General features: G+C 33.4%; 14 protein-coding genes and 3 rRNA genes. All 17 read right to left on the reverse strand.

Annotated features, from left to right (window positions below):
* Nucleotides 1–11 precede the first annotated feature (11 nt).
* Complete coding sequence (gene hprK / locus ACTG44_RS18760) at nucleotides 12–941, reverse strand: HPr(Ser) kinase/phosphatase (protein WP_021386302.1); 930 nt, start codon at nucleotides 939–941, stop codon at nucleotides 12–14.
* A complete protein-coding gene (gene uvrC, locus ACTG44_RS18765; protein ID WP_021386330.1) occupies nucleotides 941–2,758 on the reverse strand; it encodes an excinuclease ABC subunit UvrC in 1,818 nt (605 codons plus the stop codon). Before uvrC ends, hprK begins: the two co-directional genes overlap by 1 nt.
* Nucleotides 2,759–3,017: 259 nt before the next feature.
* Nucleotides 3,018–5,843 (reverse strand): excinuclease ABC subunit UvrA, encoded by a 2,826-nt coding sequence (gene uvrA, locus ACTG44_RS18770; RefSeq protein ID WP_479921017.1) that lies wholly within the window; start codon nucleotides 5,841–5,843, stop codon nucleotides 3,018–3,020.
* A gap of 18 nt (nucleotides 5,844–5,861) precedes the next feature.
* Nucleotides 5,862–7,832, reverse strand: coding sequence for an excinuclease ABC subunit UvrB (gene uvrB, locus ACTG44_RS18775; protein WP_479921018.1), 1,971 nt, complete (start codon nucleotides 7,830–7,832; stop codon nucleotides 5,862–5,864).
* Between the two features lie 187 nt (nucleotides 7,833–8,019).
* Complete coding sequence (locus tag ACTG44_RS18780; RefSeq protein WP_479917723.1) at nucleotides 8,020–9,282, reverse strand: alkaline phosphatase family protein; 1,263 nt, start codon at nucleotides 9,280–9,282, stop codon at nucleotides 8,020–8,022.
* Nucleotides 9,283–9,343: 61 nt separating this feature from the next.
* Complete coding sequence (locus ACTG44_RS18785) at nucleotides 9,344–10,648, reverse strand: ABC transporter substrate-binding protein (protein ID WP_479921019.1); 1,305 nt, start codon at nucleotides 10,646–10,648, stop codon at nucleotides 9,344–9,346.
* A gap of 30 nt (nucleotides 10,649–10,678) precedes the next feature.
* Entirely contained in the window at nucleotides 10,679–11,539 is an 861-nt protein-coding gene (locus ACTG44_RS18790) for a carbohydrate ABC transporter permease (RefSeq protein ID WP_479917725.1), read from the reverse strand.
* Nucleotides 11,540–11,581: 42 nt separating this feature from the next.
* The gene (locus ACTG44_RS18795; protein ID WP_052328893.1) at nucleotides 11,582–12,451 is read right to left on the reverse strand and encodes a carbohydrate ABC transporter permease; all 870 of its coding nucleotides are present in this window, start codon (nucleotides 12,449–12,451) and stop codon (nucleotides 11,582–11,584) included.
* A complete protein-coding gene (locus ACTG44_RS18800; protein ID WP_021386315.1) occupies nucleotides 12,435–13,505 on the reverse strand; it encodes an ABC transporter ATP-binding protein in 1,071 nt (356 codons plus the stop codon). Before ACTG44_RS18800 ends, ACTG44_RS18795 begins: the two co-directional genes overlap by 17 nt.
* Before the next feature lie 456 nt (nucleotides 13,506–13,961).
* Nucleotides 13,962–14,078, reverse strand: a 5S ribosomal RNA gene (gene rrf / locus ACTG44_RS18805).
* Between the two features lie 114 nt (nucleotides 14,079–14,192).
* A 23S ribosomal RNA gene (locus ACTG44_RS18810) occupies nucleotides 14,193–17,090 on the reverse strand.
* Nucleotides 17,091–17,434: 344 nt separating this feature from the next.
* Nucleotides 17,435–18,937 (reverse strand): 16S ribosomal RNA (locus ACTG44_RS18815).
* The 16S, 23S and 5S rRNA genes sit together here, the layout of an rRNA operon.
* Before the next feature lie 193 nt (nucleotides 18,938–19,130).
* Nucleotides 19,131–19,709 carry a precorrin-2 dehydrogenase/sirohydrochlorin ferrochelatase family protein gene (locus tag ACTG44_RS18820; protein ID WP_479921020.1) on the reverse strand — a complete coding sequence of 193 codons (579 nt, stop codon included), beginning with the start codon at nucleotides 19,707–19,709 and terminating at the stop codon, nucleotides 19,131–19,133.
* A gap of 152 nt (nucleotides 19,710–19,861) precedes the next feature.
* The gene (gene hemB / locus ACTG44_RS18825; protein WP_479921021.1) at nucleotides 19,862–20,827 is read right to left on the reverse strand and encodes a porphobilinogen synthase; all 966 of its coding nucleotides are present in this window, start codon (nucleotides 20,825–20,827) and stop codon (nucleotides 19,862–19,864) included.
* Nucleotides 20,828–20,842: 15 nt separating this feature from the next.
* Nucleotides 20,843–22,342 (reverse strand): uroporphyrinogen-III C-methyltransferase, encoded by a 1,500-nt coding sequence (cobA, locus tag ACTG44_RS18830; protein ID WP_479921022.1) that lies wholly within the window; start codon nucleotides 22,340–22,342, stop codon nucleotides 20,843–20,845.
* On the reverse strand, nucleotides 22,332–23,237 hold the full coding sequence (hemC, locus tag ACTG44_RS18835) for a hydroxymethylbilane synthase (RefSeq protein ID WP_479917728.1): 906 nt from the start codon (nucleotides 23,235–23,237) through the stop codon (nucleotides 22,332–22,334). The genes cobA and hemC overlap by 11 nt, the downstream gene beginning before the upstream one ends.
* Nucleotides 23,238–23,267: 30 nt before the next feature.
* Nucleotides 23,268–24,746 (reverse strand): cobalt-factor II C(20)-methyltransferase, encoded by a 1,479-nt coding sequence (locus tag ACTG44_RS18840; RefSeq protein ID WP_479921023.1) that lies wholly within the window; start codon nucleotides 24,744–24,746, stop codon nucleotides 23,268–23,270.
* Nucleotide 24,747 lies beyond the last annotated feature (1 nt).

The raw sequence follows: 24,747 nt of genomic DNA on the forward strand, positions 1-24,747 counted from the left end.
ATTATTCTTTACTACTTAGTATCAATTAATTTTGATAATTTTTTAGTAAACTCTTGAGCTGCATCATATCCCATTCCTCTTTGTCTAAAATTCATTGCTGCTACTTCTAATATCATAGCAGTATTTCTTCCAGGCTTAACAGGTACAACAAGTTTCTCTACGTTAACACCAAGTATCTCTTCATATTCTTTATCAAGTCCAAGTCTGTCATAATATTTAGTTTCATCCCAAGCTTCTAGATGAACTACTAAATCTATCATTTTAGAATTTTTAATCGCTCCTACTCCATATAGACTTCTAACATCTATTATTCCTATTCCTCTTATCTCAAGGAAATGTCTTATTAATTCAGGTGACTGCCCCATCAGCATACTTTCATCCAGCTTTCTTATTTCCACAGCATCATCTGCAACTAGTCTATTTCCTCTTTGAATCAGTTCTAATGCTGTTTCTGACTTTCCTATACTGCTTTCACCTTTTATCAGTACGCCTATCCCATAAATATCAACTAACACTCCATGAATTGTTGTGTGTGGTGCTAATTTATTATCCAAATAATTTGATAGTCTATTTATAAGTCTAGTTGTATTTCTGTTTGTACTCAAAAGTATTCTCTTATATTTTTTAGCTTTTTCTATTACATCTGGCTTAATTTCCAAGTCTCTAGAGATTATTAGAGCAGGTATTTCATATGAGAAAAATCTATTTAATACTTCTTCTCTAATATTATTATCCATCAATCCAAAGAAATTATATTCTGTTTTTCCAACTATTTGTATTCTTTCATACGCAAAGTAATCAAAATAGCCTGCAAACTGTAATCCTGGTCTATTTATATCTTGAGAGTAGACATAATAATCTACATCATCAGGCATGTACACAACTTTTAACTTTAGGTCTTTTATTATCTCTCTTATCGATACCTTATTGCTAGTTTCCATTAATTTTCTTCCTTCCTAAAAAAATTATAAACATTATCTGCAATGTTTTTATTCATTCCATCTACTTCTAGAAGTTCTTCCATAGTAGCTTTTTTTATAGCATCTACATCTTTAAAATGATTTAGTAATGATTTCTTTCTTTTTTCACCTATTCCTTGTATATCATCTAAGATAGATTTTGTCAAAGCTTTATTTCTTAAACTTCGATGATATGTTATCGCATAATTGTGAACCTCTTCTTGTATACTAGCAATAAATCTATATAAATTGGTTGTTTTATCTAGCTCTATTTCTTTTTCTTTGCATATCAATCCTTTGGTTCTATGCTTATCATCTTTGTACATTCCCCAAAGAGGTATATCTACATCATTAAGTTCTAAGACCTTTTTTACTGCACTAACCTGCCCTTTTCCACCATCCAACAATATCAAGTCAGGTAAATTTCCATGTTTTAATCTTCTATCTACAATTTCAGCCATAGAATCATAATCATTAGGTCCAATGACTGTTTTTATTTTATATCTTCTGTATTCTTTTTTATCTTTTTTAGCATTTGTATATACTACCATAGAACCAATCGAATCCACACCTTGTATATTTGATATGTCATAAGCCTCTATTCTTATTGGTAACTTTTCTAGATTTAATAGACGTTTTAATTCTTCCAATGCTCCAATACTTTTTTCATATTTTCTTTTGTTCATGTCAGAAAACTTTTCAAGATACTCTACAGCATTTTTTCTTACCATTTCAACTAAGCTTTTCTTTTCTCCCTTTTGTGGAACTCTTATCGTTACTTTTTGACCTTTTTTTGACGATAACCATTCTTCTAATATAGAACTATCTTCTATCTCATCTTCTATAATTAATTCTTTAGGTATATACTCTTGCTCATTATAAAATTGTTTTACAAATGAACCTAATATAGAAGCTCTTGGGCTATCCATTACACCTTCTAGTATAAAGTGTTCCCTACCTACAATTTTACCATTTCTAATAAAAAATACTTGTACACAAGCCTCATTATGAGCTCTTGCCATTGCAACCACATCTTGATTTAAGTCACTTACATTAGTATCTATTTTTTGCTTCTGTATCATTTCTTCAAGACTCTTTATTTTATCTCTATATACAGCAGCTTCCTCAAATCTAAAATTCATAGAACTCTCATTCATCTTTTCCTTTAAAAGCTCCATTAATTTTTCTTCTTTACCAGATAAACACATTATAATTTCTTCTATCATCTTTCCATATTCTTCTTTAGAAACATTTCCTGTACAAGGCCCTAAACATTTATTTATATGCAGATTTAAACAAGGTCTTGTTTTATTCTTTATTGCTTTTTCTATATCTATTTTACAGCTTCTTATTGGATATGTGCTACTTATAAGTTCCAAAGTATCATTCACAGCAGTTATATTAGTATATGGTCCAAAATACTTTGCCTTATCTTTAAGAACTCTTCTAACCTTTAAGATTCTCGGGTAATCTTCATTTGTAGTTACTTTGATATATGGATAAGTTTTATCATCTCTAAGTACTACATTATACTTTGGTCTATATCTTTTTATTAGATTACATTCAAGTATTAATGCCTCTAACTCTGAATCCGTTATAATATACTCAAATTTATATATATTCTTAACCATAGATTTTACTTTAGATGTATGGTTTTTTGAAGATTGAAAATACTGCCTTACCCTGTTTTTTAAAGATATGGCTTTTCCCACATATATTATATGGTCGTATTTGTCTTTCATTAAATATACTCCGGGCTCAGAAGGTAATTTTTTTAAATGCTCTTGTATATCAAACATCTCGCCCTCCAAAACATTAAATTTTATACTAAAATTATACCCTAAAATGTGAAATTTAAAAAGTTATACAATTTCCAGTACTCTAGACAAGTTAAAGTCCATATCCCCCTTCCATAATTGATTTAAAAACAAACCTAAATATGAAGAGTAATATGGACTTTATACTTTTGTTGACTGTTTACAACTTATAGTTAACTAACTTCTAAAAGATGTAATTAGCTTATATCTCTAATTTTAAGATTATCACATTTTACATGATTTAAGAAAAATATTTCTTTAAAAATTGACCTGTATAAGACCCATCAACTTTAGATACTTCTTTTGGTGTTCCAGTTGCAACTACAGTTCCACCTTTATCTCCACCTTCTGGTCCTAGGTCTATTACATAATCACAAGTCTTTATAACATCTAAATTATGCTCTATAACTATAATTGTATTTCCTGTATCTGCTAATCTTTGTAGCACTTGAATTAGCTTATCTACATCTGCCATATGAAGTCCAGTAGTAGGCTCATCTAATATATACAAGGTCTTCCCTGTTGGTCTTTTACTAAGTTCAGCTGCTAATTTTATACGTTGTGCTTCTCCTCCTGATAATTGAGTTGAAGGCTGTCCTAATTTGATGTATGAAAGACCTACATCCATTAAAGTCTCTAGTTTTCTTTTTATATTCGGTATATTTTCAAAAAACTCAACAGCTTCTTCCACATTCATATCCAGTATGTCAGATATAGTTTTGTCTTTGTATTTTACTTGCAGTGTTTCTCTATTATATCTTTCACCCTTACAAATTTCACAAGGAACATATACATCAGGTAAGAAATGCATTTCTATTTTTATTATTCCATCACCCTTACAAGCTTCACATCTTCCACCTTTTACATTGAAACTAAATCTTCCTTTTTTATAACCTCTTGCTTTAGCTTCATTAGTTGCTGCAAAAATATCTCTTATAAAGTCAAATACACCTGTATAAGTTGCAGGATTTGAACGAGGTGTTCTTCCAATTGGGCTTTGGTCTATATTTATAACTTTATCTATGTTTTCAATTCCTTTTATTTCCTTATGTTTACCAGCTCTTTGTTTAAGTCTATTTACTTTACTTGCAACACCTTTGTAAAGTATATCATTTATCAATGTACTTTTCCCAGAACCTGAAACACCTGTTATACATGTAAACTTACCTAATGGGAATTTTATATCTATATTTTTTAGATTATTTTCTGATGCTTTAACTATTTCTATAAAATTTCCATTTCCTTCTCTAGTAGTCTCAGGAAGTAATATTTGTTTTTTACCACTTAGATACTGACCTGTTATTGAGTTTTCATTTTCAATTATTTCATCCAAAGTACCCTGTGCAACTATCTCACCACCATGTATACCTGCACCTGGCCCAATATCTAAAACATAATCAGCTTCTCTCATTGTATCTTCATCATGCTCTACAACAATTAAGGTATTTCCTAAGTCTGTTAGGTGTCTAAGAGTACCTATAAGCCTATCATTGTCCCTTTGATGAAGTCCTATACTTGGCTCATCAAGTACATATAAAACTCCAACCAATGCAGAACCTATTTGAGTTGCTAATCTTATACGTTGTGCTTCTCCTCCTGATAGAGTTCCAGCCTTTCTTGATAAATTTAAATAATCAAGACCTACATCTCTTAAGAACATAGCTCTTCCTTTTATTTCTTTTATAATCTCATGAGCTATAAATCTCTGTTTCTCTGTAAGATTTATATTTTCCATAAAGTCAATCAATTCATTTACAGATAAGTTTGTAACTTCCATTATGTTTTTTCCATCAACTAAAACAGATAAAACTTCTTTTTTAAGTCTCATCCCTTTACATTTTGGACATGGTCTTTCTGCCATATATTCTTCAATCTTATCTCTCATGTACTCTGAGTTGGTTTCTCTATATCTTCTCTCTAAGTTTACTATTACACCTTCAAAATATGACTTATAATTTCTAGTTCCTCCAAATTTTGATTCATAAGTAAACTCTACAATTATATTGTCTTTGCCATAAAGTAATTCCTCAACAAAATCCTCTGGTAAATCTTTAAATGGAGTTGTCAAAGATACATTAAAATGTTCTGCTAAGCTTTTTATCATTTTACTATAATAAGTATCATCATTAACACCAGTTGACCCCCATGCTGCAACTGCACCTTGTTTTATTGATAAGTCTTTATTTGGTACTACTAATTCCGGGTCTACTTCTTTACTTTCTCCAAGACCATTACAAACATCACAAGCACCAAAAGGAGCATTAAATGAGAACATTCTTGGAGATAATTCTTCTATCCCAATTCCATGTTCTGGGCATGCAAATTTAGTTGAAAAAAGAATTTCCTCTCCGTCTATTATTTGTGCTATTACAAGACCGTCAGATAACTTAACTGCAGTCTCAATTGAATCTGCCAATCTAGATTCAATTCCATCTTTAATTACTATTCTGTCTACTACAACTTCTATACTATGTTTTTGATTCTTATTTAAATCTATATCTTCACTAACTTCATAGTTTTCACCATCAACTCTAACTCTTACAAATCCTTCTTTTTTGATATTATCAAAAACCTTTTTATGTGCACCTTTTTGTCCTCTAACAATTGGTGAAAGTATCTGTAATTTCGTTCTATCTGGAAAATCTAGCATTTTATCAACTATTTCTTGAATAGTCATTTGGCTTATTTTTTCACCACATGTAGGACAGTATACATCTCCTACTCTTGCAAATAATAATCTTAAATAGTCATATATTTCTGTTACTGTTCCAACAGTAGAACGTGGGTTTTTTGAAGTAGTCTTCTGGTCAATTGATATAGCTGGTGACAACCCCTCAATATATTCTACATTTGGCTTTTCCATTTGACCTAAAAATTGTCTAGCATAAGCAGATAAACTCTCTACATATCTTCTTTGACCTTCTGCATATATTGTATCAAATGCTAAAGAAGACTTTCCAGAACCCGATAATCCTGTAAAAACAATAAATTTGTCTCTTGGTAATTCTAAATCTACATTTTTTAAATTATGCTCTTTTGCTCCTCTTATTATAATTTTATCTTCCATAATGTTGTTTTTACCTTTCTATTTTTCCAATTTTTCTTCTAATTGTTTTACTTTATCTCTAAGTTCTGCTGCTCTCTCAAATTGTAAGTTTTGAGCAGCTTCCATCATCTCTGATTTTAATTTTTCTATATTATCTCTTATCTCATCTTTATCATCTGTGTCAGATATTCCATATACAACTTCTTCCTCTGCTACCTTAGTAGCTTCTATACTATCTCTTATACTTTTCTGTATAGTTTTAGGGGTAATGTCATGTTCTTCATTATATAGATTTTGTATATCTCTTCTTCTCTTTGTTTCATCAATAGCATTTTGCATTGAGTTAGTTATTCTGTCTGCATACATAATTACTCTTCCATTTTCATTTCTAGCTGCACGTCCAATAGTCTGTATTAATGCTGTTTCGGAACGTAAGAAACCTTCTTTATCTGCATCTAAAATTGCTATAAGTGAAACTTCTGGTATATCCAATCCTTCTCTAAGTAGATTTATTCCTACAAGTACATCGAACTTTCCTAGTCTTAAATCTCTTATTATTTCTGTTCTTTCTAATGTAACTATATCTGAATGTAAATATTTGACTTTTATCCCTATCTCTTTAAGATAATTAGTCAAGTCCTCACTCATTTTTTTAGTTAAAGTGGTTATAAGCACTCTTTCATTTTTTTCTATAGTTTTGGTTATCTCTCCTACCAAATTGTCTATTTGATTATTAATAGGTCTTACTTCTACAATTGGGTCTAAAAGTCCAGTTGGTCTTATTATCTGTTCTGCTATAGTTTCTGAATGTTGAATTTCATAAGGCCCTGGTGTAGCACTTACAAACAACATTTGATTTATATTTCCTTCAAATTCTTGAAAGTTTAATGGTCTATTATCAAGTGCAGAAGGTAATCTAAATCCATTCTCTATAAGAGATGTCTTCCTAGACCTATCCCCTGCATACATACCTCTTACTTGTGGTATAGTAACATGTGCCTCATCTACAATTATTAAATAATCATCTGGAAAGAAATCCATTAATGTATATGGCTTTTCTCCTTCTGACCTACCTGTAATATGTCTTGAGTAGTTCTCTATACCTTGACAAAACCCTATTTCTTTTAACATTTCTATATCGTACTTTGTTCTTTGTTCAATTCTTTGAGCTTCCAAAAGTCTATCATTTTCCTTGAAAGATTTTATTTGTTCTTGAAGCTCGTCTTCTATTTCTACAATTGCCTTTTCAATTCTTTCTGGTGTTGTTACATAGTGAGATGCTGGGAATATAACAATGTGATTTCTAGTACCAACAATCTTTCCTGTCACATAATCAATCTCTGTTATTCTATCTACCTCATCACCAAAAAATTCTATTCTTATTGCTTTTTCATCGTTACTTGCTGGAAATATCTCTAGTATATCTCCTCTAACTCTAAAAGTTCCTCTTGTAAAATTTATGTCATTTCTCTCATATTGTATCTCTATTAACTTTTTTATTACATCATCTCTGTCTCTTTGCATACCTGGTCTTATAGATAACATAAGCTCTTTATAGTCTTTTGGGTCTCCAAGTCCATATATACAAGATACAGATGATATTATTATAGTATCTCTTCTCTCTAAAATAGATGCCGTAGCAGAATGTCGAAGTTTGTCTATTTCATCATTTATGCTTGCATCTTTTTCTATATAAGTGTCACTGTGAGCTACATATGCTTCTGGTTGATAGTAATCATAGTAACTTACAAAATATTCAACTGCATTGTCTGGGAAAAATTCTTTAAACTCACTGTAAAGCTGTGCCGCTAGTGTCTTATTGTGAGCCATTATTAGGGTAGGTTTCTTAACTTGCTGAATGATGTTTGCCATTGTGAATGTTTTTCCTGAACCCGTTACTCCTAACAATGTCGAAAATTTCTCATTTCTATTTATAGAATCCACTATTGATTTAATAGCTTCTGGTTGGTCACCTGTAGGTTTGAAGTCTGATTTTATTTTAAAATCCACAGTATCACTCCTTTTTTTCGAACATTAGTTCCTAATATTTATTATTATATCATACCTTTCTAAAATTGTTTAAGTTATTTTAAATATTTTACCCATTTAAATTTTACTTAAATCTAAAATATAAAAAAAGACTTCTATCTTTACAATAGAAGTCTATAATACATGGAAAATAAATACTTTATTTAACTTATATAACAAAATCAAACGCTTCTTTTTCAACTCCATCTAGCTTTAAATCAAATATCTTTAATATAGTTGATGCATGTGCTCTCAAATCTCCGTTCTCTATAACCACACCACTTTTAATATTAGGTCCAAAAGCTATAAATGGAGGTCTATTACCTTTAGTAGGTAAATGACCATGTGTCGCAACAGCAAATTTATAATCTTTTATATCCGAATCCTTTATAATATTTCCTTCTAAATCATTACCAAATGAAATTCCTTCAATACCTTCAATTACCATTTCGAAATCACCTTCAAGACCAAGTTCAGACGCTTCCTCTTTGCTAAAAATATTCTCTATAAATAATTCTTCTTTAAATTCTTCAAGTAGTTGTCTTAACTCGGTTAATCTATCTAAGTTATTTACTATTATCTGAGCTGATATACCAGAGGAATTTACATAGGCATCAAAATTTTTAACTTCTCCGTCTTCTACTGTTATAAATCCTCTTGATTTAAGTAAGATATTTGGATTTATAACTTTATCAACTCTAAGATGACCATGGTCTCCAAGTATTATAAAGTTTGTATCTTCATATGTACCCGCATCTTTTGTAGCTTGAATTATATCTCCTAACCATTCATCATTCATTTTCAATGCTTTATCTACTTGCTCGTTAAATAGACCATAATTGTGTCTTGTGTGGTCCAATGTAGCCAAATGTATCAACATTAAATCTGGCTTATAGTCCTTTATAATATCTACTGTACAGTTTACTCCAAACAAATCCATGTTAGGTTCTAACTTCCAATCAATATAATGACAATGTTTATTGTAAATACCATCCATTATAATCTTACTAGAACTTTTTTCAAAAGTATCTCTTGGATTATCTTCTCTATTAGGAGCCCATATTTCTGCAATATTATAGTCTATATTTGGATTTGCTCCCATTACAGGCCATAATACGCTAGAGGTAGTTAGATTGTTTTCTTTTGCTACGTCTACAATAGTTTTTACTTTTATATCTTTTGAATACCAGTACCAATCTTTATTTTCTTTATTGGGGTCAAATTTTTCATTATGATATATACCATGTTTTTTCGGGTATACTCCTGTAACCATACTAGTATGGCATGGATATGTTAAAGTAGGATATACACAATTTATATTTTTTACTATAGAACAATTTTCTAATATAGATTTAAAATTTGGTAGATTTTTTACGAATTCCAAGTCTTTTTCAAATAAAGAATCCACTGATAATACTATAACTTTTGTCATTTACATTACCTCTTCATTCATATATTATTAAATACTTTTAATCAGTTACAGGTCTACATAATTATTTATTTGTTTTATCTATCACTGCTTGCATTGCAGAAGTTCCTTTACTTACTGCATCTTTTGGAGATATATTTAAATCAGTAAGTCCCTTTTTAATCTCATCCATTAACTTATCAGTTGCTTCTTTATATCCATTTAGCATTGGAAGTGCGACAGCATATTGTAATTGGTCAGTTGCAACTTTGTATTGAGGTTTTTCTTTATATAGTGTTTGTAATTTTTCTGACTTAGTTGCATCTTCAGTTGTTGGTAAGTACCCTGTTGATGAACTGAATTGAACTATCTTGTCTGTTTGAGTCATCCATTTTATAAACTCTGCACTTGCTTCTTTTTCTTTATCTGTTCCACCTTCAAGCATAACTAGGTTTGCTCCACCTGTAGGAGTTGCGTATTTTTGATTCTTTGGTAAAAATGCTGTTGATATTTCAAATTTACCTTCTGTTTGTTGCATAAGTCCTGCTAAATCTGCTGTTGATGTGAATATCATACCTACTTTACCATTTACAAAGTCTTGTTTTGCCACATCCCAAGCATTATAATCTTCACCAGGAGGCATTTTCATTATTCCATCTTTCATCATATCTTGCCAGAATTTAACTGGTGCTTGTCCTGCTTCATTATTAAATGCTACTTTTTTACCATTAGCTATTTCTCCACCACTTTGCATTACCATAGCTTCATAAAACCAAATATCTATTGGTGTTTCAAAACCATAAGTATCTTCTGATTTATTTGTCATTTTACTAGAATACTCTTTAAGCTCTTCCCATGATTTTGGACCTGAAGGGTCAAAACCTGCTTTAGTTGCCATATCTTTATTTATGTATAATATTGGTGTACTTCTGTTAAATGGCATTCCAACAAACTTATTTTCATAATAGGAATTTGTTAAAAGACCAGAAAAAAATCTTTCTTGGTATGTTTTATCAAAATACTTGCTCATATCTACTAAAGCACCTGCCGATGCAAATGTACCTGTTTGAGTTATTTCTAATAATGTTACATCTGGTTGGTCTTTAGAAGTTAAAGCTGCCTGTAATTTTGTTGCATTTTCATAATAATCTTTCTGTTTCAACATATTTACCTGTACATCCTTATGTTCACTATTAAACTGGTCAACCATTTTTTGTGCAGTTTCACCATTAGTTCCACCTAAAGGGGCCCAAAAATCTATCTTTGTAATATTGCTATCAGTCTTTTCCCCTTTAGATGCATTTGAATCATTAGAATTTGAACACCCAACTAAAGAACCTAATAATAATGTTATTGCTAATCCTGTTGTTAATTTTCTTTTAAGCTTCATTTTCATCCTCCAAATTTAGTCTTTAATTTTTTATTTTATTCCTGAATACATAAAGGCTTCTTTTACCTTTTTATTTGCAAATATATATACAAGAATTATTGGTAAAATTAGAATTATATTTCCTGCCATTATTACATTCCATGCAGTAATTCCTTCTGAAGATTTAAGAAGTGCTACTCCTATTGGTAAAGTTCTTATGGCATCTGTGTTTGTCATTACTAGAGGCCAGAAGTAATTATTCCAATGATATATAAAATTAAATAATATAAATGTTATTACTGCTGGTTTAGCCATGGGAACCATTATTTTAAACATTATTTTTAAATCAGAAGCATTATCTAGTTTAGCTGCTTCAATAATCTCATCTGAAATCTGCATAAAATTTTGTCTAAGCAAGAATATGCCAAATGAAGATGTCATAAATGGAATTATAAGAGGAACATATGTATTTATAAATCCAAACTTACTCATCATCATATATACTGGTAGAAAAGTTACTTGTGGTGGAATCATAAGTCCCATAAGCAAAAGCCCAAATAGTACCTTCTCACCTTTAAATTTAATTTTAGAAAATGCATACGCTGCTGGAACCATCACTAAAAACTGTATAATTAAAACACTTCCTGTTACAAATACACTATTTAGTAAATATCTAAAAAATGGACCTGAATTCCATGCTGTACTATAATTTTCTAGCACTATATCATTTGGTATAATAGTAGGGGGTAATTGCATCATTTCTTGTGGATTTTTAAAAGATGTTGATAACATCCATATAAAAGGGAATATAAATATTGCAGATAAAAGTAGTAAAATTAATACTTCTATTGATTTTGATGCTATTTTTTTTATATCAATTTTATCTTTTTTGATGGGTTGTATAATATCCATTTTCTCCTCCTTCTTGATAGGCCTTATAGTGTCTATTTCTCTTTATTGATAGTGAACTTTCTTTGACAGTAATCTGAAATTAGCATATGTAGCAATCATAACTATAGCCAGTAAAAACATACTCGCTGCACTTGCTTGTCCTATATCATAATATATAAATCCAGACTCATATATATAGTAAGATAACATGTTGGTTGAACCTAGTGGACCACCTTGTGTCATTATACTTATTTCATCAAATACTTGAAATGATGCAGTTGTTGTTGTTATCATAAGAAAAAATATTGTTGGTGACAATAATGGCAATGTCACTTTAAAGAAATTTGTTATCTTGTTTGCATTATCTAGTTTAGATGCCTCATATATATAGTTTGGTATAGATTTAAGACCTGATAACACGATTAAAATATTGTATCCAAGTGTTTTCCATATCCCTATTAGAATAAGTGACATTAAAGCTGAACTTTCACTTGAAAGCCATTTTGATGTTGGTAAATGCAGTGTTGACAGTATCCAGTTTAAAAAGCCATATTGCGGCTCCATAATCCAAAGCCACAATACAGCTACAGATACTAGTGAAATTACATGTGGTGTAAAGATTATACTTTGTGTCAAATTGTGTATTATAGAGTTTTTATTTAACCAAACAGCAAGTACTACAGCTAATGAGATAGATATAGCCACCATAAAAAAAGTATAAATTGCAGTATTCGTTATAGTCTGTATGAATTCTGGATTCTTTAAGAGTTCTGTATAGTTGTTTAAACCTACATTTTCAAAAGTTGAACTAAGAAGACTACCTGATTTGAAACTTAGAGATATTGTCTTAATTATTGGATATACTATAAACAATAGAGTTCCTATAATAGCAGGTGTTATATATAAATAGGCTTTATTAAATCGCTTTTTCATAAATATCTCCTTTAATTTTAGAATACATATTTTTACATTTTTTTATATCTTCTATTCTTTCTCCATGTTTATCAAAATAATATAAATCTTTTTCTAACACACTTATTCTTAAAGTTCTTCCAATATCAAATATATCATTTTCTGTTTTAACTCTTATCTCACTATCAAGAACAGACAGACAATATATAGTTTCATTTCCCAAGACTTCTTTAGTCATGACCTTTCCAAATAGGCTAAATACACCGTCATTTTTTCCATCTATATTTATACTCTCTAATGTTGCTTTTTCTGGTCTAAATCCAAACTTGACATCATTCTTGATATTTAATATGTTCATACAAGGATTTCCAATAAACTGTGCCACAAATAAGTTTTTAGGATTTTGATATATTTTCTTTGGAGAACCTATTTGCATTATCTTTCCTTTGTTCATTATAACTATCTTATCTGCCATAGACATTGCTTCAACCTGGTCATGTGTTACATAAACAAATGTAGATTTCAGTTTTTGATGTAATTGTATTAATTCTGTCCTCATCTGATTTCTTAATTTAGCATCTAAATTTGATAATGGCTCATCCATTAAAAATACCTTTGGATTTTTAACCATCGCTCTAGCAAGTGCTACTCTTTGTCTTTGTCCTCCAGATAGATTGCTTGGTTTTACATTTAAATATTCTTGTAATCCTACTACATCAATAACTTCTGTTATAAGTTGTTCTCTTCTTTCTTTAAGTACTTTCTTATTTTTAAGACCAAATTCTATATTTTCTTTGACAGTCATATGTGGATATAATGCATAGTTTTGAAATACCATAGCTATATCCCTTTTACTAGCATCCGTTTTTGTTACATCATTTTCTTCAATCTTTAGTTTTCCTGAAGTTATCTCTTCAAGACCTGCAATCATTCTTAGTGTAGTAGATTTACCACATCCACTTGGCCCTACCAACACTGTAAAAGAACCATCTTCTATAGTAAGATTTAAGTTTTCTATAACGGGATTTTTTTTATTATAAGATTTTGTGACATTTTCTAGCCTTATATCTGCCATTTTTTATCCTCCTAAAATATTTGATTTGATTTTACGATTTACTTATAGATTAATAATACTATTAATTTGTAAAGGATATATTAAGGCAAAGTGAATATATAGTAAATTTATTAAAATGAAGGTTAAATTATAAACATTTTTTGTTAAATATAATAAAGTTAAATGAATATGTTGTTTAAGTAATTTATGATTTTCTATAATTTCTATATTTAATGTTTCCTATCACAAGATAATTTTAATTTATAGAATAATATATAAGACTATTTATTTTTATAAAATTAGAGTTGAAAATAAAAAAGACCTCTATGGGGGATAGAGGCCTTTAAGTGGGGGAGATTGAGTAATTTATTTTTGCTATATTAAGTTTTACAATTATATTATGTCCCAAATTTGCAGGGTCTAAACATAAAATACAAAACTTTTTTTAATTTTAATAAATTTACTCAAAAAAAAATTACGTGGCTACGTCCTACTCTCCCAGGCAGTTTCCCACCAAGTACCATCAGCGCTAGAGAGCTTAACTTCTGTGTTCGGAATGGGAACAGGTGTATCCTCTCTGCTATTGTAACCACATAATCTTTATGCTTAATATTTCTATTAAGTTATTAGAATCTAGTAATACTAGTTTCTTTAGAGTTAGCACTCTAAAAACTACACATATATTTTACTGAATGAACATCAAATAATTTGGTCAAGTCCTCGACCTATTAGTATCGATAAGCTAAATACATTGCTGCACTTACACCTTCGACCTATCAACCAGATAGTCTTTCTGGGGTCTTACCCTTGCGGTGGGAAATCTTATCTTGAAGTTGGCTTCGCGCTTAGATGCTTTCAGCGCTTATCCATTCCGTACATAGCTACCCAGCCATGCCCTTGGCAGAACAACTGGTACACCAGAGGTACGTCCATCCCGGTCCTCTCGTACTAAGGACAGGTCTTCTCAAATTTCCTACGCCTGCGACGGATAGGGACCGAACTGTCTCACGACGTTCTGAACCCAGCTCGCGTACCACTTTAATGGGCGAACAGCCCAACCCTTGGGACCTACTACAGCCCCAGGATGTGATGAGCCGACATCGAGGTGCCAAACCTCCCCGTCGATGTGGACTCTTGGGGGAGATAAGCCTGTTATCCCCAGGGTAGCTTTTATCCGTTGAGCGATGGCCCTTCCACGCAGAACCACCGGATCACTAAGTCCGATTTTCATCCTTGCTCGACCTGTATGTCTTGCAATCAAGCTCTCTTTTGCCTTTACACTCTACGTACGATTTCCGACCGTACTGAGAGAACCTTTGAGCGCCTCCGTTACCTTTTGGGAGGCGACCGCCCCAGTCAAACTGCCCACCTGACAGTGTCCCAAGACCAGATTCATGGCCTATGGTTAGAGTCCCAGTACTACAAGGGTGGTATCCCAAGGATGGCTCCGCCAAAACTGGCGTCCTGGTTTCAAAGCCTCCCACCTATCCTGTACATGTAGTACCAAGACCCAATGTCAAGCTACAGTAAAGCTCCATGGGGTCTTTCCGTCCTGTCGCAGGTATCCGGCATCTTCACCGGAATTACAATTTCACCGAGTCTGTTGTTGAGACAGTGCCCAAATCGTTACGCCTTTCGTGCGGGTCGGAACTTACCCGACAAGGAATTTCGCTACCTTAGGACCGTTATAGTTACGGCCGCCGTTTACTGGGGCTTAAGTTCACTGCTTCGATTGCTCTAACAGATCCCCTTAACCTTCCAGCACCGGGCAGGCGTCAGCTCCTATACATCGTCTTGCGACTTAGCAGAAACCTATGTTTTTGGTAAACAGTCGCTTGGGCCTATTCTCTGCGGCCACCGGATGGTGGCACCCCTTATCCCTAAGTTACGGGGTCATTTTGCCGAGTTCCTTAACAACAGTTCTCTCGCGGGCCTTAGGATACTCTCCTCACCCACCTGTGTCGGTTTGCGGTACGGGTACCTTTAACCTCGATAGAGACTTTTCTTGACAGTGTGAAATCAGCTACTTCGCTACTAAATTTCGCTCCCCATCACATCCCAGCATTATCAAAGCGGATTTACCTACTCTGACTGCCTCAATGCTTGGGCACACATAACCAACAGTGTGCTTAGCTTATCCTACTGTGTCATCCCATCTCTCAAACGGTTATCGGTAGTACAGGAATATCAACCTGTTGTCCATCACCTACGCCTTTCGGCCTCAGCTTAGGTCCCGACTAACCCAGGGCGGACGAACCTTCCCCTGGAAACCTTGGGTTTACGGCCTGTGGGATTCTCACCCACATCTCGCTACTCATGCCAACATTCTCACTCCCATACTGTCCACATGTCCTTACGGTCATGCTTCAACCCGTATGGGAAGCTCCCCTACCCATCATTACTGATGCCGTAGCTTCGGTAGTAAGTTTTAGCCCCGGAAATCTTCGGCGCAGGATCACTCGACCAGTGAGCTATTACGCACTCTTTGAATGAGTGGCTGCTTCTAAGCCAACATCCTGGTTGTCTGTGCAATCCCACATCCTTTACCACTTAACTTACATTTAGGGACCTTAGCTGACGATCTGGGCTGTTGCCCTTTCGACTATGAATCTTATCACCCACAGTCTGACTCCCAAGTATAAGATGACGGCATTCGGAGTTTGATAGTCTTCGGTAGGTGCAATACCCCCTAGGACATTCAGTGCTCTACCTCCGTATCTCTCACCTTGAGGCTAGCCCTAAAGCTATTTCGGGGAGAACCAGCTATCTCCGGGCTCGATTGGAATTTCACCGCTACCCACAAGTCATCCCCGAGCTTTTCAACGCTCGTGGGTTCGGACCTCCACGAAATTTTACTTTCGCTTCATCCTGCTCATGGGTAGGTCGCCCGGTTTCGGGTCTACGTCAAGTAACTGAACGCTCAGTTAAAACTCGCTTTCGCTACGGCTCCACACCTTAAGTGCTTAACCTTGCTACTTAACGTAACTCGTTGGCCCGTTCTACAAAAAGTACGCGGTCACACAAGAAATGTGCTTCCACAGCTTGTAAGTGCAGGGTTTCAGGTTCTATTTCACTCCCCTCCCGGGGTTCTTTTCACCTTTCCCTCACGGTACTATACGCTATCGGTCACTAGGTAGTATTTAGCCTTGGAGGGTGGTCCCTCCTGCTTCCCACAGGGTTTCACGTGTCCCGTGGTACTCTGGATCATATCTGAAGTTTTCTCGTTTAACATACAGGACTATTACCTTCTGTGGTGGGTCTTTCCAAACCTCTTCAATTACGATACCTCTTCGTTATGATATGTCCGCAACCCCAATAAAGAAAACTTTATTGGTTTGGGCTATTCCGCGTTCGCTCGCCGCTACTTACGGAATCGAATTTCTTTCTCTTCCTTCAGGTACTTAGATGTTTCAGTTCCCTGAGTTCCCCTCATTAAGCTATGTATTCACTTAATGATACTTAGACATTACTCTAAGTGAGTTTCCTCATTCGGAAATCTTCGGATCAAAGTTTACGTGCAACTCCCCGAAGCTTATCGCAGCTTATCACGTCCTTCATCGGCTCCTAGTGCCAAGGCATCCGCCCTGCACCCTTAATAACTTGACCAGTTAAAAAGGTTTGATAGATTAAAGTCTATCAACTTGATAATTTTTAAAAGTTATCAGCTTTATATATTACAAATTAGATGTCATATCACTAAATATATATGCAGTTTTCAAAGTGCTAACGCACATCGCCAACGTATAAATCCCGTTGCTTAAAGTGCTAACGCACGTCGCCAACAAACAAACTTCACATTCGTTCAGTTTATTCTGTTGCTTAAAGTGCTAACGCACAGCGCCAACAAACAAACTTCACATTCGTTCAGTTTATTCTGTTGCTTAAAGTGCTAATTTTGAGTATTCGTAAAAACGAACCCTCAAAATTAAACAGTAGGTAATTCTCCTTAGAAAGGAGGTGATCCAGCCGCACCTTCCGATACGGCTACCTTGTTACGACTTCACCCCAGTTATTGATTCCACCTTCGACGACTTCTTCCAAAAGGTTAGATAATCGGCTTCGGGCGTCTCCAACTCCCGTGGTGTGACGGGCGGTGTGTACAAGACCCGGGAACGCATTCACCGCAGCATTCTGATCTGCGATTACTAGTAACTCCAGCTTCATGTAGGCGAGTTTCAGCCTACAATCCGAACTGAGAGTAGCTTTAAGGGATTAGCTCCACCTTACGGCTTGGCAACCCTCTGTACTACCCATTGTAGCACGTGTGTAGCCCTAAGCATAAGGGGCATGATGATTTGACGTCATCCCCACCTTCCTCCAGGTTATCCCTGGCAGTCTCTCTAGAGTGCCCAACTTAATGATGGCAACTAAAGACAAGGGTTGCGCTCGTTGCGGGACTTAACCCAACATCTCACGACACGAGCTGACGACAACCATGCACCACCTGTCACCAATGTCCCCGAAGGGAACTCTCCGATTAAGGAGATGTCATTGGGATGTCAAGCTTAGGTAAGGTTCTTCGCGTTGCTTCGAATTAAACCACATGCTCCGCTACTTGTGCGGGTCCCCGTCAATTCCTTTGAGTTTCACTCTTGCGAGCGTACTTCCCAGGCGGAGTACTTAATGCGTTAGCTGCGGCACCGAGGGGGGTAACCCCCGACACCTAGTACTCATCGTTTACAGCGTGGACTACCAGGGTATCTAATCCTGTTTGCTCCCCACGCTTTCGTGCCTCAGCGTCAGTTACAGTCCAGAGAGCCGCCTTCGCAACTGGTGTTCCTCCTAATATCTACGCATTTCACCGCTACACTAGGAATTCCACTCTCCTCTCCTGCACTCAAGTCTCCCAGTTTCAAGAGCTTACTACGGTTGAGCCGTAGCCTTTCACTCCTGACTTGAAAGACCGCCTACGCACCCTTTACGCCCAGTAAATCCGGATAACGCTAGCCCCCTACGTATTACCGCGGCTGCTGGCACGTAGTTAGCCGGGGCTTCCTCCTCAAGTACCGTCATTATCTTCCTTGAGGACAGAGTTTTACGACCCGAAGGCCTTCATCACTCACGCGGCGTTGCTGCATCAGGCTTTCGCCCATTGTGCAATATTCCCCACTGCTGCCTCCCGTAGGAGTTTGGACCGTGTCTCAGTTCCAATGTGGCCGATCACCCTCTCAGGTCGGCTACTGATCGTCGCCTTGGTAAGCCGTTACCTTACCAACTAGCTAATCAGACGCGGGTCCATCCTGTACTGGCTCACCTTTGATATTTAAGAGATGCCTCTCAAATATATTATCCCGTATTAGCATACCTTTCGGTATGTTATCCGTGTGTACAGGGTAGGTTACCCACGCGTTACTCACCCGTCCGCCGCTCTTTACCGAAGTAAATCGCTCAACTTGCATGTGTTAGGCACGCCGCCAGCGTTCATCCTGAGCCAGGATCAAACTCTCAAATAAAAGTTTATCAGGCTCAGATACTATTGTTATCAAAATATCTGGCTTTATGGTTTGTTTCTTGTTTTATAAATTAACCTACTGTTTAATTTTCAAAGTTCATTTTTCATGTTTGCCCTTTTCTTAAGGACAAGTAATACTATATCACCTTAAAAATAATCCGTCAACACCTTTTTAATATTTTTTATTTTATTTTTCATATATCAAGTTTCTTTAACTCTTCTAAATCGAGTGTTATCAACATATTAAGCATATCTTTTCTTTTGATTTTATCTTCATATTTTTCTATAACTTTTTTTCTAATATCACCTAATACATTTAAATATTCCTCATAATCTTCAGTATATATCTCTTCAAGCTCCTTTTTTATCTTTGATGATAATGAAGGGCTCTTACCCCCAGTAGATATACTTATAAGCAAATCACCTCTTTTTATATATGATGGGACAGTAAAATTTGATACCTCTACATTATCAACAACATTTACTAACTTCTTTTTTGTTCTACAATATAATCCTATTTCCATATTCAATTCTCTGTTATTTGTGGCAGCAATTATTACAGAAGCATTTTCTATATACATTTCTTTATAATCATCTTTTATTATCCTTATATCTCCTTCTAAATCATAAAACCTATTTGAAAGTTGTTTAGAAACTATAGTAACACTCTTATTAAAGTTTAAAAAATTCTTACATTTTCTATATGCAACTTCTCCTCCACCAATTATAACTACATCTAAATCATCTAATTTTAAATTAATAGGATATAGCATTTTATACCTCCAAAATTTATTTAATTACATAAATAAAGTATAGAAATTATAAATTAGTATCTATTCTTATTTAATAAAGCTCTAAATAAAAACACTATAGAATATCTAATTACAATTCCTATACTTTTTATAATTCTTTTTCTTTATAGAATCTATTTTTGTAGCAATCTCGCAATATCTTTAGCAAAATAAGTTATTATTATATCTGCTCCTGCTCTTTTTATAGATGTAATTGATTCAAGAATTACATCTTCATTTAATAAACCTTCTTTTACAGCATACTTAAGCATAGAGTATTCTCCACTTACATTATAAGCTGCTAGAGGTAAATCAAAATTGTCTTTAACTCTTCTTATGATATCTAAATATGATAATGCAGGTTTAACCATAAGTATGTCTGCACCTTCTAATATATCAAGCTCAGTTTCTATTATAGCTTCATTGCTATTTGCTGGGTCCATTTGATATGTTTTTCTATCACCAAAAGATGGTGCTGAATGAGCTGCTTCTCTAAAAGGTCCATAGAAATTTGAAGCGTATTTAACACTGTAAGCCATTATTCCTATATTCTCTAACCCATTTTCATCTAAAGCGTCTCTTATCGCTTGTATTCTTCCATCCATCATATCAGATGGAGCTACCATATCTGCTCCAGCTTTAGCATGACTTACAGATATTTTAGCTAAATACTCTAATGATTTATCATTATCAACATAGCCAGTATCAGTTAAAATTCCACAATGTCCATGACTTGTATATTGACACATACAGACATCTGTTATTACATTCATATCTGGATTTATCTCTTTAACTTTTCTAATTGCCTTTTGAACTATTCCATTATCATTAAATGCTTGTGAAGCACACTCATCTTTTTCATCTGGCACTCCAAATAACATTATATGTTCAATTCCTAACTCACTTATTTCTTTTATTTCTTCTTCTAACTTATCTATAGATAAATGATAAACATCTGGTAAAGATTTAATTTCTTCTTTAATATTTTCTCCCTCTACTACAAACAGCGGGTATATTAAATCTTCTACATTCAATTTAGTTTCTCTTACTAAATTTCTTATTGCTTTACTTGCTCTTAGTCTTCTTGGTCTTCTTAACATAGTAATCCTCCAAAATTAATTTTTTATGATTAAATCTATCAATGAATCTATAGTAGATTTAGTAGCTTCTTTATATAGCTTTATTCCCAAACTATTTATTGTATCTGTAGTTATAGGTCCTATGGATAGCGTTTTTATTTTGTCTAATATTTTAATATTTTCTTTTCCTATAATTTCAACAAGATTATTTACTGTTGAAGAACTAGTAAAAGTTATATAATCTATATCTTTAGAATTTAAAATATCTAATATCTCATCTTTTTTACCTTCATCTATTAATGTTCTATATGTATGTACTTCTGTTACTTCACAAATATCCTTAAGCTTGTCAACTAGATAGTCTCTAGCATTTTCTGCTCTTGGTATAAGTATATTATCACTACTTTTCAAAATAGGCATTAGCTCTTCATATAGTGATTCTGCTACAAACTTTTTAGGTACTATATCTGCTATAATTCCTCTTTTTTTCAATTCATTTGATGTAGCAGAGCCTATAGCACATATTTTTAAATTAGATAATATTCTTAAATCAAAATTCATTTCATATATCTTTTTAAAAAAGATTTCTACAGCGTTTTTACTAGTTAATATTAGATAATTATATTTGTTTATATTTTTTATTTCGTTTTCTAACTTAATATTATTTTGTATCTTTTCTATCTTTATAGTAGGTATTTCAACTGGATTTCCACCTAAATCCATTATTTTTTCCACCAATACACTATTTTGATTTCTAGACCTAGTTACAGCAATACTTTTTCCAAATAAAGGCTTATTCTCAAAGAAATTCAACTTTTCTCTAAGACCTACAACGCTTCCAACTACTATAAGGGTTGGCGGCTTTACTTCTTCTTTAATAGCAGTTTCATAAACATTCTCAAGTGTAGATGTAACTACTCTTTGATTGTACCTAGTTGCCCAACTTATAAGAGCAACTGGTGTATCTTTATCTTTTCCCTGTTTCATTAAGTTTTCACTTATTTTCTTTAAGTTTGATATTCCCATTAAAAACACAAGAGTCCCTTTATTGTTTGCAAGAGCATTCCAATTTAATTCCCCACTATCATCACCTTTCAAGTGACCTGTTATTACATGAAAAGATGAAGCATGTTCTCTATGTGTTATAGGTATACCAGCATAACATAAGCCTCCTATAGCAGAAGTTATTCCTGGAACTACTTCAAATTCTATCCCCTCATCTACTAAAGTCTCTGCTTCTTCGCCTCCTCTACCAAATACATAAGGGTCTCCCCCCTTAAGACGAGTCACATATTTTCCTTCTTTAGCTTTCTCTGCTATAATTCTATTTATATCTTCCTGTGGCAAAATATGATTACTTGATGCCTTTCCTACATATATAAGTTCACAATCAGGCTTAGCCTCTCTTAAGTAACTACTATTTGCTAATCTATCATATACTATTACATCTGATTTTCTTATACACTCTAGGCCTTTTAAAGTCATGAGTTTATAATCTCCTGGTCCTGCTCCTACTAAGTAAACTTTACCCTTCATAATTCTCATACTCCTTCAACACAAGTTTAGCTAACTTTAAACCTAACTCTCTAGGGGAAGAAATATCTCCATCTATAGACTTAATTACTACTTTAGTCCCTTCTGAATCTCCATATAGACCAGTAAGATGTATCTTATCTTGGATTATTTCACAATAAGCTGCCATTGGAATATGACAACTTCCATTAACACCATCCAAAAAACCTCTCTCAGCTAATATTTGGATTTCTGTATTTTCATCTTTTAGTGAATTTACTATTTCTTCTATATTACTATCATTACTTCTTATTTCTATAGCCAAAGCTCCTTGAGCAGGTGCTGGTATAACAACATCAACAGGTAAATAAGAACTTATTTTTTCTTGTAAATTCGCTCTTATTATTCCTGATGCAGCTAACACAATCCCATGCATATTTTCATCTTTTATTTTTCGTATTCTAGTTTCCACATTACCTCTAACTTGTACTATATTTAGGTCAGGTCTTTGCTTTAATAATTGAAATTTTCTTCTTTTACTTCCTGTTCCTATTACTGCTCCATGAGGTAAATCGTCTAAGTTTTTATATCCTTCTCTAAGTATTAGAACATCTCTTGGGTCTTCTCTCTTAGGTGTATGAGCAAATTTTAGTCCATCTGCTAAATAAGAGGGCATATCCTTCATACTATGTACTGCTATATCTATTTTTCCATCCAATAGTTGTTGCTCTATTTCTTTAACAAACAATCCTTTATCGCCTATTTTATCTAGGGAAACATTTTGAATCAAGTCCCCTTTTGTCTTTATAACTTTAATCTCAAAATTAATATTTGGATACTTCTTTTTTAGTTCATTAATTACCCATTCTGTTTGTATAAGTGCTAGATTACTACCCCTAGTTCCAACCACGATATTCATACTAAATCTCCTTTAAAATGTTACCTTCATCTATTTTATTTTGTTCTCTTTATTTACTAGTATTGTAGAAAAATAAGATATCTTATCTTCAAGATGTGCCTCTCGTAAATCTTTAAATACAGTTTCACCTTCTTGAGACGAGTTACTTACTAAAATAGCATGTTCTATTAGATTATATTTTTCTAGTTTCTTTATTATTTCTTTAAAATTCTTATAAACTTTCATCAATACTATTGAGTTATAATTTTGTAAAGCAAGTTCTATTTTATCATCTTCCATAGTACAAGGAACTATTACTAAGGCTTCCTTATCCATAACTAGTGGGAAATTTTGATTAGATGCTATATTAGAAAATGATGAAATTCCTGGTATAGTCTCAACCTCTATCTCATCTGATATTCTCTCCATTATGTACACATATGTACTATAAATCATAGGGTCCCCTAATGTTACAAACCCTACATTTTTTCCATTCTTAACATCTGCAGCAATCTCTTCAGCTACATTGTCCCATGCTATATTCTTTTCATTTCCATCAAAACACATTGGAAAATGTCTAGATTTTATCTCTATTGATTCATTTAAGTATTCTTTAACTATTGATAAAGCTAAGCTATCTCCACCTTTTTTTGATTCTGGAGTATATAAAATATCTAGTTTCTTTAATGTGCTAACTGCCTTCATTGTAAGTAAAGAACTATCTCCTGGCCCTGCTCCTATACCATAAAATTTAACATTTTCTGCACATTTAATCGCATGACTAACAAACTTATCTTGTATATAAGGATTTTCACCTAAGCCTTTTAAATGTATATTTACATTAAACCCATTCTCTTCTAAGATTGTTTTCCAAGAATCTTCTTCATCTCCTGCCATATCATTTATAGCATGGTCACCTGCAACTAACATAAATGGCATTAGATTTACAGTTTTTATATTTCCTTCTTTTAATCTTCTTATTACATGTTCTATTTCTGGATAACCTTCAACTGTACCAACATAAGCATTTACTCCATTATCTCTAAGCATATACTCTAATGCTGGATATGCCGAATGTGACTCATGAATAGTTCCATGACCCATGAATACTACTGCTTCATCATTTTCCATATGAGGGATTTGATGCTTAATTGCCTCTACAGATTCTTGATAGTCCTCAATATGTGTAAGTAAAGGTCTACCTAATACAATCTTTTTAAATTTAGATGAGTAGCTTTCCACTTGTTCTTTTAACTTGTTAAATTCTTCTCCACATATAATATGAAGAGTTTGAATTATTACTTCATCATATCCTTGTTCATATATTTTATCTAAAGCTTGTATTGGATTGTCTATCTCTATTCCATCTCTTTTTCTTATTTTATTTATTATCATATTTGATGTATAGGCTCTAAAAAAATCGTAATTTTTTAATGAATTTTTTATTTTATTTTCACATATATCTATTGTCTTTTCTCTCGTTTCATTATAGCTTGTACCAAAACTCACTACTAATAAGGCCTTCTTCATA

The organism is Clostridioides sp. LIBA-2809, assembly GCF_056688965.1.